The organism is Blattabacterium sp. DPU (assembly GCF_011290385.1).
Taxonomy (GTDB): Bacteria; Bacteroidota; Bacteroidia; order Flavobacteriales; family Blattabacteriaceae; genus Blattabacterium.
The window spans coordinates 499,044-511,915 of sequence record NZ_CP049785.1 but is presented as its reverse complement, the minus strand read 5'-3'; the positions used below and the strand labels follow the sequence as shown (position 1 = coordinate 511,915).

The window sequence follows — 12,872 nt, the reverse complement described above, 5'->3', positions numbered from 1 at the left end:
TATGAAAATACAGGGATTTTCATTTGTAAATTTCTTTATTTAATTTTAAATATTTTTGAAATAAAATAGAAATTATGATTGATCATATGCATATGTTTGGAAAAATCACTCTTTCTATTATAAAACCAGATGCAGTACAAAAAGGATATGTTCTACCTATTTTATCTAAAATAGTTCATGCAGGATTTCATATTGTGGCATTAAAAATGACAGAACTTTCAAAAAAATCAGCTACTAAATTTTATGCAGAACATAAAAAAAAATTTTTTTTTGAATCTTTAGTCAAATTTATGTCTTCTGGACCAATTGTATCTGCAATTCTAGAAAAAGAAAATGCTGTAAAAGATTTTAGAATTTTAATAGGAGACACAAATCCAATACATGCACAAAAAGGAACTATACGAAATTTATATGCTACTTCTTTAGAAAAAAATGCTATACATGGATCTGATAGTAATAAAAATGCTTTTAAAGAATGTTTATTTTATTTTTCTAATAGAGAAATTTTTTTTAATAAAATTTGTAATTAAAAATTTTTTTTTCATATGAAAAAAAGTTTTCTGATAGTTATTTCCTCAATTTTTATATTGACATTTGTAACTGTATTATGGATTATTAATACATACAATCAACTTGTCAAACTTAACGAAAATATTAAAAAACAATGGGGACAAGTAGAAAATGTTTATCAACGTAGAGTTGATTTAATTCCTAACTTGGTAAATACAGTAAAAGGATCTGCTAATTTTGAAAAAAATACATTCAATCAAATTATAGAAGCTAGAGCAAAGGCAACTTCTATTTCTATAAATAGAAATGATTTAAATCAAAATCAAATAAGTAAATTCCAACAAGCACAAGATCACTTAAACAATACTGTAAATAGATTGTTATTAATTGTTGAAAATTATCCTAATCTTAAATCAACGCAAAATTTTTATGAATTGCAAAATCAATTAGAAGGAACAGAAAACCGTATTAATGTAGAAAGAAATCGTTTTAATGAAAAAGTAAATAATTTCAATACTTATAGAAACCAGTTTCCAAAAATTGGAATTGCAAGCTTTTTTGATCAGTTCAAAGAAAAAGGATATTTCCAATCTCAAATAGAATCGAAAAATTCTCCAATTATAGATTTTGGAAAATAAAAAAATATGATTATGAGATTGAAGGATCAAAATGCATAGGAGCAATTCAAAAAGATCATGAAAAAAATTATTCAATCTATTTTAATTATTTTAATTTTTTTTTGTTCGAATTTAATACAAGGACAATTTAATATTCCTGAGGCCCCAAAAAAAATATATCCTATTCAGGATTATGTCGGAGTTTTATCTAAAAAACAAATAAAAGAATTAAATCAAAAACTTATTTCATATTCTGAAGTGACATCGACAGAGATTTTAGTTTCTATCATTCAGGATCTTCATGGAGAAGATCCTAATTTATTAGCTTCTAAATGGGGAGAAAAATGGAAAATTGGAAAAATTCATAAGAATAATGGGATTATTATATTATTATCTATTCATGATAAAAAAATATCCATTCAAAACGGATATGGGATAGAACCTTATATTACCGATTTTTTAACTATAAAAATTATAAAAAAAATCAAACCTATATTAAAAAATAATCTCTATTATCAAGCTATAGATTGTGGAACTAAAGAAATATTTAAAATTTTAAAAAATAAATTTCAAAAAAAACAGAATAATCGCATTTCTGAAAGATATAAAGTGTTCATCATTATTGGTATTTTTTTAATGATATTTTTTTTATTTTATTTTTTTTATATGAATAAAACAACAGATTCTTCATTATTAATGACATTATTTTTAACAAATTTTTTATTTAGAGATAAAAATTTATATCATGATCATGATGATAATTTTGATGGATTTGGAGAAGGAGGAAATTTTGGAGGAGGAGGTAGTAGTAGTGAATGGTAAAATCTCCTTATTTTTTTAAATATTCTAAATATTCTTTCAGTTTAGCGATTTTATTTAATGTATCATTTTCTTTTTTTCTTTCTTTCAAAAGTAAATTTTTTGGAACAGAAGTCACATATTTATTGTTATATAAATTTTTTCTAATCATAGATAATAAATTATTAAAATATTGAATTTTATTTTCAATTTTAATAATATCCATATGATTTGAATTCCCCTTTTTACGATCTAATAATAAAAAAAATTGATCTGTATCTAACAAAAAAGAAAAAAATGGGACATTTTCTGGTTTTTCTGATACAGGAATTATTTTCTCTAAATTGGCTAGTTTCAATATAATGGGATCATATTTTTTTTCTTCTTTTTCTTTTTTTCTTATAGAAAATAAAACAAGACTTTTTTTATGAGAAATATGATTCTGATTTCTAATATTACGTATTTCAGATATTATTTCAGTTGCTTTTTCGAAAGAAACTAAAATATTATAATCATAAAATTTTTTTTCAGGCCAAGAAGAAATAATAAGAGCTTCTTTTGATTTTCTTTTTCTAATTAGATTCCAAATCTCTTCTGAAATAAAAGGCATATATGGATGTAAGAGTTTCAATATATTTTCAAAAAATTGAATAACATTTAAATATACCATTTCTGGAATATATTTTTTTCCTGAAATAGGTTTTACAATTTCTAGAAAAAAAGTGCAAAAATCATACCAAATAAACTTATATAAAACCATTAATGATTTGTCCAACTTATATTTTTGGAAATATTTTTCATATATATCTAAAATATAATAAAAACGATTTCTAACCCATTCAATAGCAAGTAAAGAGGAATCAGAAACATATTGATCTTTTGTTACTTCCCAACTTTGAATTAAACGAAAAGCATTCCATATTTTATTAGAAAAATTTCTTCCCTGTACACATATTTTTTCTTCAAAATGAAAATCTTTTCCTGCACTATTTTTTAACATAAGTCCCATACGAACAGCATCTGCCCCATATTTATTAATTAAATCTATAGGATTTGGAGAATTATTTAATGATTTTGAGATTTTATTATTTTTATAATCTCTGACAATTCCAGTAAAATAAACCTTATTAAAAGGTTTATGATTTTTCAATAAAAAACCAGACATAATCATACGTGCAACCCAAAAAAATAATATGTCTGAACCTGTTACTATTTCTTCAGTAGGATAATAATAACAAATTTCATGATTATAAGGATGATGTATTCCATCAAATATAGATATAGGCAATAACCAAGAGGAAAACCAAGTATCTAAAACATCTGGATCTTGCCTTATTTCATTATAACTTAAATATGGATTTTGACTTTTACATCTCGCTTTTTTTAATGCTTTTTCTAAACTTTCTGCGACTACGAAATCATTAATTCCTTTACCATAATAATAGACAGGAATACGATGTCCCCACCATAATTGTCTAGATATATTCCAATCACGAATTTTATTCATCCATTTAAAATAAATGTTATAAAATTTTTTGGGATAAAATTGAATATTTCCTTTTTTCACTGCTTCTATAGCAGGAATAGACATTTTTTTCATTTTTAAGAACCATTGAATAGATAATCTTTGTTCTACTACAGATAAAGTTCTTTCTGAGAATCCTATTTTATGATTATATTTTTCGATATTTTGTATCGCTTGCAATTGATAAAGTTCTTCTATAATTTTTTTTCTTACTTCAAAACGATCCATCCCTTTATAATGAAGACCTTTATCATTTAGAGTTGCATTTTTATTGAAAATGTCTATTATTTTCAATTTATGTTTATCTGCTATATTTTTATCATATATATCATGAGCTGGAGTTATTTTCAAACATCCAGTTCCAAAATTAGGATCTACATATGAATCTTGTATTATTGGAATATATCTATTAATTATTGGAATTTGAGCATATTTTCCTTTCAAATGATAATAACGCATATCATCTGGATGAAAACAAATTGCTGTATCACCAAATATGGTTTCTGGACGAGTTGTAGCTATAGTAACATAATTTTCTTCTCCTTTTATTTTATATTTTAAATAATAAAGTTTACCAATATGTTCCTTATAAATAATTTCTTCATCCGAAAGGGTAGTTTGAGCTTCTGGGTCCCAATTAACAACATGATATCCTCTATATATATATCCCTTATCATACAAATTAATAAAAACTTTTGTTATAGATCTAGATAATTTAGGACTCATCGTAAATTGGGTACGATTCCAATCACATGAACATCCTAACTTTTTAAGTTGTTCAAAAATAATGTTTTTATATTTTTTAGACCATTTCATGACATGAAACAAAAATTTTTCTCTTCCTAAAACAATTTTCGACAATCCTCTTTTTTTTAATTGGTGTATAACTTTAGCTTCTGTTGCAATAGATGCATGATCTACTCCTGGAATCCAACAAGTATTATATCCTTTCATTCTAGCATGTCTAATCAATACATCCTGTATTGTATTATTCAACATATGTCCTATATGAAGAACTCCAGTTACATTTGGAGGAGGCATTATTATAGTATAAGGAATTCTATCGTCTGGATAAGATGAAAAGTAATTTTTCCTCATCCAATAATGATATCTTTTTTTCTCCACGGATTTGGGATCATATTTAATTGGAATATCCATAAATTTAAAAATATAAAAAAAATTGAAATAATCATGAAAATTATACTGATTGCTGCTATTTCAAGAAATGGATTTATAGGAAAAAATAATCAATTAATGTGGCATTTGCCTAATGATTTAAAACGTTTTAAAAATCTAACTACGGGAGAAACAGTTTTAATGGGAAGAAAAACTTTTGAATCTATAGGAAAAATACTTCCAGAAAGGAATAATCTCATTTTAACAAAAAAAAAAATCAATTTTAAAAATCAAAAAAATATTAGAATTATTTCTTCTACAAAACAAATAGAAAATTTAACATGCGATAAAATATTTGTTATAGGAGGGGAAAAAACATACACCTCTATAATAGAAAAAGCACATGTTATAGAATTAACACTTGTTCATGAGAAATTTCATGGGGATACTAAATTTCCAAAAATAAATCTAAAACAGTGGAAAAAAATGCATGAGTTTATTTATGAAAAAGATAAAAATCATTTATTCAATTATAGTTTTATTAGATTTGAAAAAAAATAAATTAATTTATTCTCTTCTATCTAATTCTTTTTTTATTCTTGCTGCAAGTTCATAACATTCATTGTTTACTGCATGATTGAGTAAAACATTTAAATCTTTCTCAGTCATATTTTCTAAATCTTGTTTACTTTTTTCTTTGAAAAAAAGAAGAGTACTATTTTCTGCTCCTGTTTCATAAGGATCATTTTCTTTATCCATAGGAAATCCATTTTCAAAATAAATTCCAGCTTTATCTAAAATTTCTTTTGTTGTATAAATAGGAGCTTGAAAACGTACAGCTAAAGCAACAGCATCCGATGTTTTTGAATCTATTTTATATTCTTTTATTTCTTTTTCTTCTTTTTTTATAGAATCTTTTTCTAACAATAAATAAGAAAAAAATATTCCATTTACTAGTTTATATATAACTATGGCTTTTAATCGAATATGGAATATTCTTGCAAAAGAAAGAAATAAATCATGAGTAAAAGATCTAGATGGATCTCTTTTCCCTAAAGCATAAGCAATAGACTGAGCTTGTGAACTTTCTATAATAATTGGAAGCTTTATTTTTCCAGATTCTTCTTCAAGTAATAAAACATATATCCCAGATTGTATTTGACTTAAGGAAATCCCTCGTATAACTAATCTAATGAACTGATTCATAGGAATATATAAATTATAATAAATCTAACCATTGTTCCAAATATACTACATTTGGAAGGATGGTTTTGTCAAAAATATAATAAAATATAATAAAATTCTTATTTACACGTAAGAATTTTTTTATATATTTAATAATAATATTAAAAATTTTTATTATGAATACTTCCTTTAAATTTTTGATTCCCACAATTTTTATAACATTAGGATTTATGATTTCCTGTAATGATGATATGACTTCTGCAGGAGAAGAATATGACGGGAATAATAATAACCCTAATGTAGCTACTTCTTCTAACCCTGATCCTCCTGACAATCCTGATGCTGATGATGCCCCTATTCCAAATGTTTATTATGATTCGGATAAAAATCCTGAAAATTTTAATTTTGATGAGATAGATCCTGAAGATTTATCTATAAAAATTAAAGAAATAGGAGTGAAAATAGAAGAATTAGAGGAAGACAGAGTAAAATATTTTGATGAATACAACAAATTGGCAGAAATCCAAAAGGATATTTTGGATCAAATGACAAAAAACAAAATGATAATGAGATTGAAACCTCTAGGGTCAGAAGAACAAATACGAGCTGAAAAAGAATTTGAAAATAAGAAAAAATTAGGAAAAGAAAAATTAAAAGTACTTAAAGAGAAAAACATCTTTTTACATAAATTGTTAAAAACAATAACAGATACAAAAGATGAAGAAATGACTTTACGAAAAAAACAAGAATTTTTTTATAAAAAAAGAAAAGAAAAAGAAAGAAGAATGTATAAAGAAAGAAAAAAAATGAATCAAGAAAAAATGAATATATAAAGAAAGAATGAATCAAGTATTTTTAAAAAAATCAAACGGAAAAGCGGAAAAGAAAGATTTTCTTTCTTTTCCGTTTTTCCATTTTTCAGTGAAAATGAAATTGAAAGACTGACCCCTAATTATATGTGTATGTGTATGAAAAGAAAAAGTTTTCGTGAAGTTATAGCAGAAGCTATGAGTGAAGAAATGAGAAGAGATAACACAATTTATCTTATGGGCGAAGAAGTAGCTCAATATAATGGAGCTTATAAAGCTTCTAAAGGAATGCTAGAAGAATTTGGACCAAAAAGAATTATTGATACTCCTATATCTGAATTAGGATTTTCGGGAATAGGAATAGGTTCTGCTATGAATGGGTGTAGACCTATTATTGAGTTTATGACTTTCAACTTTTCTTTGGTAGCCATGGATCAAATTATCAATAATGCGGCAAAAATATATTATATGAGTGGGGGACAATGGAATATACCTATTGTTTTTAGAGGGCCTACTGGTTCTGCTGGGCAATTAGGGGCAACTCATTCTCAATCTTTTGAAAGCTGGTATGCAAGTTGTCCTGGATTAAAAGTGGTTATTCCATGCAATCCTTATGATGCAAAAGGTCTTTTAAAATCTTCTATCAGAGATAATAATCCAGTAATTTTTATGGAATCTGAACAAATGTATGGAGATACAATGATGATTCCAGATAAAGAATATACTATTCCTATTGGAAAAGCAGATGTCAAAAAAAAAGGAACTGATGTTAGTTTAGTTTCTTTTGGAAAAATTATGAAAATCGCATTAAACATAGCATCTCAATTAGAGAAAGAAAACATTAGTGTAGAGGTTATAGATATTCGCACTATACGTCCATTAGATTATGAATCTATACTACTTTCTGTCATAAAAACTAATCGTTTAGTAATTTTAGAAGAATCATGGCCTTTTTCATCTGTAGCTTCTGAAATTTCATATTTTATACAAAAAAAAGCCTTTGATTATCTTGATGCTCCTATTAGTAGAGTATCTTTGTTAGATACTCCCGCTCCTTATGCTCCTAATTTAGTAGGAAATTGGTTCCCTAATGAAGAAAAAATAATCAAAACTATAAAAAAAACTCTTTATTTAAATATATAAGAAAAATCAATAAATAGCTTGTACAATTTTGTAAATATTTTCTGGTTTATCCATTGTATAATAATGGATCACTTTTACTCCAGAATTTTTTAATTCTTTAGATTGATGGATGGCCCATTCAATTCCAATATGATAAATGTTTTTTTTATCTTTTACTTTTTCTATTTCTTGTACTAATTCATTAGGAATATTTAGATAAAAACGAGAAGGAAGACCATTTAGTTGTTTTTTCGATGAAATAGGTTTTATGCCAGGAATAATAGGAACAGAAATTCCTTCTGATCTACATTTTTCTACGAAATTAAAAAATTTTTTGTTATCAAAAAACATTTGAGTCACAATATAATCAGCTCCTGCTTCTACTTTTTTTTTCAAGAAAAATAAATCACTTTCTATATTTGGAGCTTCTAAATGTTTTTCTGGATATCCTGCGACTCCGATACAGAAATTAAATAACGGAGATTCTTTTTTTTCAACAACAGTTTTATCAAGATATTTTCCTATATTTAAATCTTTAACTTGTTTTACAAGTTCTACAGCATATTTATGTCCATCTTTTTGTGCAATAAAATTTTTTTCAGATTTTAGAGGATCACCTCTAAGAACTAAAACATTATCTATTCCTAAAAAATTTAAATCTATTAAAGCATTTTCCGTCATTTGTTTACTAAATCCTCCACAAATTAGATGAGGAACTGCATCTACTCCATATTTGTTCATAATAGCCGCACAAATACCTACGGTTCCTGGACGTCTTGAAATTGTCCTTCTTTGCAAAAGTCCATTATCTTTTTCTACATAAATAAATTCTTCACGATGGTAAGTCACATCAATAAAAGGAGGACTAAATTCCATTAATGGATCTAAAGTATAAAATATATCTTTTATATCACGTCCTCTTAAAGGAGGTAAAATTTCAAAAGAAAATAAGCTTTTTTTTGCTTTAGCTATATGCTCAGTCACTTTCATAACATAAAAATTTTATTTAATATGATCAAATTTTGTATAAGGAACCAAAACTTTAGGAATATTAATTCTATTTTCGGTTTGATTATTTTCTAATAAAGCAGCCATAATTCGCGGCAAAGCTAAAGCACTACCATTAAGAGTATGACACAATTCTATATTTCCTGTAATAGTTTTATATCTGAGATGTAATCTATTAGACTGAAAATTAGTACAATTTGATATAGAACTGACTTCTAACCATTTTTTCTGTACTGTAGAATAAATTTCAAAATCATAAGTTATAGCAGAAGAAAATCCAAGATCTGGACCACTTAAACGAACGAGACGAAAGGGAAGATTTAAAGATTTTAAAATATTTTTTATATGTGAAATCATTTCCTTTAAAGAATAAGAAGAAGTATATGGGGTTGTTATTTGAATAATTTCAACTTTTTCAAATTGATGTAATCTATTTAATCCTCTCACTTTTGAACCATAAGAACCGGCTTCTCTTCTAAAGCAAGAAGTATAAGTAGTAGCTTTAATAGGAAGATCTAAATCTGTAAGAATTCTATTTCTAAAACAATTCATAATAGGAACTTCTCCAGTAGGAATTAAATAAAAGTTATCTTTTTCTATGAAATACATTTGATTTTCTTTATCAGGAATTTGTCCTGTAGCATATCCAGATTTTTCATTAACAAGATAAGGTAAACTATATTCTTTATATGATGCTTGTATGTTTTGATCCAAAAAATATTGAATTAAACTTCTTTGTAATTTAGCACCTTTTCCCATATAAACTGTAAAACCAGAACCACATATTTTGGTTCCTAAATTTGAATCAAATAAACAAAATTTTTTTGATAAATCCCAATGAGGTAGAGGATTTATAATGGAACAATGAGTTTCTCCTTCTTGGAAAAGAATATCATTTTTTTCATAATTTTTTTTTATTTTTTCATCAGGAATATTAGGTATCTGATTTAATTTCTTTTCCAAATTTTTAGAAATTTTTTCTAATTGAATATTAGTATTTTTTCTTTTTTTTTTCAGAAAAAAAGATTTTTCTTTTAAAGATTTTATTTGAAAATCATTATTATATGAATTTATAATTTTTCCTATTTTTTTCGATATTAAATTTTCTTCTTGTAATATTTTATTTAAAATATTTTGAGCTATTTTTTTTTTTTCGTCTAAAATTAATATTTCATTAATTAGATATAATTTTTGGAAATTACGTTTTTCCAATCCCAATAAAACTTTTTCTTTATTTTTTCGTATAAAAGAGGTTTGAAGCATATCATATGAAAAACTACAATCATATGTAACACAATATACGAATAAAAATTTCTATATTTGCATAATGCACAGAATGCAAATGCATAAACTTTTTTTTAAAAAAAAATTTGATCAACACTTTCTGAAAGATCAAAATATAGCTAAAAAAATTGTTAATCATCTTTCTTTTGAAAATTACAATACAGTGGTAGAGGTTGGACCAGGATTAGGAATTCTAACTCAATATTTATTAAATAATCCATATAATCATATTTTTTTGATAGAAATTGATCAAGAATTAATTTATTTTCTAAAAAATAAATTCTTGATTTCTAAGAATCAAATTATACATAAAAATTTCTTAAAATGGAATCCTAAAGAAATAAACTTAAATAATTTTGCAATTATTGGTAATTTTCCTTATAAAATTTCTTCTCAAATATTATTTCATATATTAAAATATAGTCTCTACATTCCAGAATGTGTAGGAATGTTTCAGAAAGAAGTGGCAAAACGGATAACATCTCATAAAGGAAAAAAGACTTATGGAATTTTATCAGTGTTGGTCCAAACATTTTATAATGTGAAATATCTTTTTCCCGTAAAAGAAAAGGTTTTTTATCCAATACCTAATGTACAATCTGCCGTCATCTCTTTAAAAAGAAAAAATGAACCTATTTCTTGCAATAAAAATATATTGTTTCAATGTGTTAAAGCCGCTTTTAATCAAAGAAGAAAAAAACTAAAAAATTCTTTACAATTATTCAAAAATATTAAAAATTTTCATAAAATGCCATTCTTAAATAAAAGAGCAGAAGAATTATCTGTAAAAGAATTCCTTCAATTAACAAAAGAAATAGAAATTAGAAAATGATTACTAAATTATTAGATGGAAATATGTTAGCTACAGAAATAAGAAGTGAAATATCCCATACTTTAGAAAAAGAAATATTAAATAAAAATAAACGAATTCCTCATCTTGGTATTATTTTAACAGGAAATAACCGTTCTAGCATAACATATGTTAATAATAAAATTAAGGAATGCAAAAATATTGGAATTAAATATTCTTTAATCCATTTACCTGTAAATACTTTAGAAAAAAAATTACTCGAAGAAATAAAAAAAATGAATCAAAATCCATACATAGATGGTTTTATTGTACAATTTCCTTTAGAAAAACATATAAATCAAGACAAAGTAATTTTAACTATCAATCCTACAAAAGATGTAGATGGATTTCATCCTGAAAATTTTGGAAAAATGGCTTTAGACATGAAAGCTTTTTTTCCTGCTACTGCATTAGGTATATTAACCATTTTAGATAAATATAAAATTAAAATATCTGGAAAACATACTGTAATAATTGGAAGAAGCAAGATAGTGGGAAGACCAATAAGTATACTTATGAGTAGAAGAAATCATCCTGGAAATAGTACAGTAACTCTTACTCATAGTAAAACTCCGAATATAGAATATTATACTAAACAAGCCGACATTATTATAGTGGCCGTAGGAAAACCAGGATTTCTTAAAGGAAAAATGATTAAAGAAGGGTCTATTATTATAGATGTAGGAATCAATAATTATGAAAAAAAAATACTAGGAGATGTCGATTTCGATAGTGTTAATGGAAAAGCTTCTTATCTAACTCCCGTTCCAGGAGGAATAGGTCCTATGACTCGTGTTATGCTCCTAAAAAATACTTTAATAGCCGCATTAAATAATAGATAGAATATGAAAGAAATTAGTTATCCTATAAAAGAATCATTTTTTTCTATTCAAGGAGAGGGACATTATTGTGGAACAGCTGCATATTTTATTCGTTTTGAAGGATGTAATATAAAATGTAATTGGTGCGATACTAAAGAAAGTTGGTATATAAAAAAAAAGGATTTTATTCCAATTCATAAAATTATTGATAATATCAAAAATTATAAAGTAAAAACTATTGTAATTACCGGAGGAGAACCTACAATGTGGAATTTGTATCCTTTAATTAAAAAATTAAAAAAAAAAGGATATCGTATTCATATCGAAACTTCAGGTTCTTATCCTATAAAAGATGAATATTTAGATTGGATAACAATTTCTCCTAAAAAAATAAAACTTCCTTTACGAGAAAATTATAAAAAAATAAATGAATTAAAAATTGTAATTTCCGATGAAAAAGATTTTTTTTTCGCAGAAAAGCAATCTACTTATATAGTAGATCCTAACTGTTTTTTATTTTTACAACCCGAATGGAATAATATAGAAAATATTATTCCAAAAATAATTTCTTATATCAAAGAAAATCCTAAATGGAGAATATCTTTACAAATTCATAAAATATTAAACATTCCTTAAAATTAAGATTTTGAATGTCTATTTTCTAGAATATTAATCACGTCTTGTATTTTAAATCCTTTTTCTTTCAAAAGAATGAGATAATGAAAAAGTAAGTCTGCTGACTCATTTAAAAATAAATTTTTATTATTGTCTTTGGATTCAATGATAAGTTCTACAGCTTCTTCTCCTAATTTTTGAGATATTTTGTTGATCCCTTTTTTTGATAATTGATATATATAAGAATTTTCTTGTTTTTTTTTGATTCTATCCGATATTATATTTTCCAAATGAAATATAAAATTTTTATTGTTCATTTCTTTCCAACATGTATCTGAACCTTCGTGACAAATAGGACCTGTTGGTATTGCCTTAATTAATAATGTATCTTTATCACAATCTATTAATATGTCTTGAATTAAAAGATAATTTTTACTTATTTCACCTTTAGTCCACAATCTTTTTTTTGATCGACTATAAAAAGTAACTTTTTTTTCATCAATGCTCTTTTTGTAAGCTTCATCATTCATATACCCTAGCATTAATACTTTATCTGTTTTTGAATCTTGAACAATTACAGGGATCAAACCTTTTTTAAAATTTATTTTCATG

Annotated in this window: 14 protein-coding genes; 9 read left to right on the top strand and 5 right to left on the bottom strand. The window is 25.1% G+C overall.

Annotation, left to right across the window (positions count from 1 at the left end; all coding sequences use genetic code 11):
- Positions 1-74 precede the first annotated feature (74 nt).
- The 3 genes from ndk to G9C01_RS02525 are packed head-to-tail and all read left to right on the top strand — an operon-like array spanning position 75 to position 1,949.
- A complete protein-coding gene (ndk, locus tag G9C01_RS02535) occupies positions 75-530 on the top strand; it encodes a nucleoside-diphosphate kinase (protein WP_166266032.1) in 456 nt (151 codons plus the stop codon).
- Between the two features lie 15 nt (positions 531-545).
- On the top strand, positions 546-1,148 hold the full coding sequence (locus tag G9C01_RS02530; protein ID WP_166266029.1) for a LemA family protein: 603 nt from the start codon (positions 546-548) through the stop codon (positions 1,146-1,148).
- A 57-nt stretch (positions 1,149-1,205) separates the two neighbouring features.
- Positions 1,206-1,949 carry a TPM domain-containing protein gene (locus G9C01_RS02525; protein ID WP_166266026.1) on the top strand — a complete coding sequence of 248 codons (744 nt, stop codon included), beginning with the start codon at positions 1,206-1,208 and terminating at the stop codon, positions 1,947-1,949.
- Positions 1,950-1,956: 7 nt separating this feature from the next.
- On the opposite strand, the gene G9C01_RS02520 is transcribed toward G9C01_RS02525, so the two are convergent.
- Complete coding sequence (locus G9C01_RS02520; protein ID WP_166266023.1) at positions 1,957-4,608, bottom strand: valine--tRNA ligase; 2,652 nt, start codon at positions 4,606-4,608, stop codon at positions 1,957-1,959.
- A gap of 33 nt (positions 4,609-4,641) precedes the next feature.
- Between G9C01_RS02520 and G9C01_RS02515 the strand changes: the two genes are divergently transcribed.
- Positions 4,642-5,127 carry a dihydrofolate reductase gene (locus tag G9C01_RS02515; protein ID WP_166266020.1) on the top strand — a complete coding sequence of 162 codons (486 nt, stop codon included), beginning with the start codon at positions 4,642-4,644 and terminating at the stop codon, positions 5,125-5,127.
- 6 nt (positions 5,128-5,133) lie between these two features.
- Here the strand turns inward: G9C01_RS02515 and G9C01_RS02510 are convergent, their stop codons facing one another.
- The gene (locus tag G9C01_RS02510) at positions 5,134-5,772 is read right to left on the bottom strand and encodes a bifunctional nuclease family protein (protein WP_166266017.1); all 639 of its coding nucleotides are present in this window, start codon (positions 5,770-5,772) and stop codon (positions 5,134-5,136) included.
- A 155-nt stretch (positions 5,773-5,927) separates the two neighbouring features.
- Here G9C01_RS02510 and G9C01_RS02505 point away from each other — a divergent pair, with 155 nt between their 5' ends.
- Positions 5,928-6,584, top strand: a complete 657-nt coding sequence (locus G9C01_RS02505; protein ID WP_166266014.1) for a hypothetical protein — start codon at positions 5,928-5,930, stop codon at positions 6,582-6,584.
- A 135-nt stretch (positions 6,585-6,719) separates the two neighbouring features.
- Positions 6,720-7,703, top strand: coding sequence for a pyruvate dehydrogenase complex E1 component subunit beta (locus G9C01_RS02500; RefSeq protein ID WP_166266011.1), 984 nt, complete (start codon positions 6,720-6,722; stop codon positions 7,701-7,703).
- 6 nt (positions 7,704-7,709) lie between these two features.
- On the opposite strand, the gene metF is transcribed toward G9C01_RS02500, so the two are convergent.
- Both metF and serS read right to left on the bottom strand, forming a co-directional pair.
- Complete coding sequence (gene metF / locus G9C01_RS02495; RefSeq protein ID WP_166266008.1) at positions 7,710-8,672, bottom strand: methylenetetrahydrofolate reductase [NAD(P)H]; 963 nt, start codon at positions 8,670-8,672, stop codon at positions 7,710-7,712.
- A gap of 12 nt (positions 8,673-8,684) precedes the next feature.
- Positions 8,685-9,953, bottom strand: coding sequence for a serine--tRNA ligase (gene serS / locus G9C01_RS02490; protein ID WP_166266005.1), 1,269 nt, complete (start codon positions 9,951-9,953; stop codon positions 8,685-8,687).
- 79 nt (positions 9,954-10,032) lie between these two features.
- On the opposite strand from serS, the gene rsmA reads away from it, so the two are divergent.
- The 3 genes from rsmA to G9C01_RS02475 are packed head-to-tail and all read left to right on the top strand — an operon-like array spanning position 10,033 to position 12,281.
- Positions 10,033-10,806: a 16S rRNA (adenine(1518)-N(6)/adenine(1519)-N(6))-dimethyltransferase RsmA gene (rsmA, locus tag G9C01_RS02485; RefSeq protein WP_166266436.1), complete on the top strand. Its 774-nt coding sequence runs from the start codon at positions 10,033-10,035 to the stop codon at positions 10,804-10,806.
- Entirely contained in the window at positions 10,806-11,666 is an 861-nt protein-coding gene (locus G9C01_RS02480; RefSeq protein WP_166266433.1) for a bifunctional 5,10-methylenetetrahydrofolate dehydrogenase/5,10-methenyltetrahydrofolate cyclohydrolase, read from the top strand. Before rsmA ends, G9C01_RS02480 begins: the two co-directional genes overlap by 1 nt.
- 3 nt (positions 11,667-11,669) lie before the next feature.
- Positions 11,670-12,281 (top strand): 7-carboxy-7-deazaguanine synthase QueE, encoded by a 612-nt coding sequence (locus tag G9C01_RS02475; RefSeq protein ID WP_166266002.1) that lies wholly within the window; start codon positions 11,670-11,672, stop codon positions 12,279-12,281.
- A 2-nt stretch (positions 12,282-12,283) separates the two neighbouring features.
- On the opposite strand, the gene hisIE is transcribed toward G9C01_RS02475, so the two are convergent.
- The gene (gene hisIE, locus G9C01_RS02470) at positions 12,284-12,871 is read right to left on the bottom strand and encodes a bifunctional phosphoribosyl-AMP cyclohydrolase/phosphoribosyl-ATP diphosphatase HisIE (RefSeq protein WP_242673930.1); all 588 of its coding nucleotides are present in this window, start codon (positions 12,869-12,871) and stop codon (positions 12,284-12,286) included.
- Position 12,872 lies beyond the last annotated feature (1 nt).

Bases quoted from the DNA above. Each gene is read 5' to 3' on its own strand.
- ndk (WP_166266032.1), top strand. From the start codon at position 75: ATGATTGATCATATGCATATGTTTGGAAAAATCACTCTTTCTATTATA.
- G9C01_RS02530 (WP_166266029.1), top strand. From the start codon at position 546: ATGAAAAAAAGTTTTCTGATAGTTATTTCCTCAATTTTTATATTGACA.
- G9C01_RS02525 (WP_166266026.1), top strand. From the start codon at position 1,206: ATGAAAAAAATTATTCAATCTATTTTAATTATTTTAATTTTTTTTTGT.
- G9C01_RS02520 (WP_166266023.1), bottom strand. From the start codon at position 4,608: ATGGATATTCCAATTAAATATGATCCCAAATCCGTGGAGAAAAAAAGA.
- G9C01_RS02515 (WP_166266020.1), top strand. From the start codon at position 4,642: ATGAAAATTATACTGATTGCTGCTATTTCAAGAAATGGATTTATAGGA.
- G9C01_RS02510 (WP_166266017.1), bottom strand. From the start codon at position 5,772: ATGAATCAGTTCATTAGATTAGTTATACGAGGGATTTCCTTAAGTCAA.
- G9C01_RS02505 (WP_166266014.1), top strand. From the start codon at position 5,928: ATGAATACTTCCTTTAAATTTTTGATTCCCACAATTTTTATAACATTA.
- G9C01_RS02500 (WP_166266011.1), top strand. From the start codon at position 6,720: ATGAAAAGAAAAAGTTTTCGTGAAGTTATAGCAGAAGCTATGAGTGAA.
- metF (WP_166266008.1), bottom strand. From the start codon at position 8,672: ATGAAAGTGACTGAGCATATAGCTAAAGCAAAAAAAAGCTTATTTTCT.
- serS (WP_166266005.1), bottom strand. From the start codon at position 9,953: ATGCTTCAAACCTCTTTTATACGAAAAAATAAAGAAAAAGTTTTATTG.
- rsmA (WP_166266436.1), top strand. From the start codon at position 10,033: ATGCATAAACTTTTTTTTAAAAAAAAATTTGATCAACACTTTCTGAAA.
- G9C01_RS02475 (WP_166266002.1), top strand. From the start codon at position 11,670: ATGAAAGAAATTAGTTATCCTATAAAAGAATCATTTTTTTCTATTCAA.
- hisIE (WP_242673930.1), bottom strand. From the start codon at position 12,871: ATGAAAATAAATTTTAAAAAAGGTTTGATCCCTGTAATTGTTCAAGAT.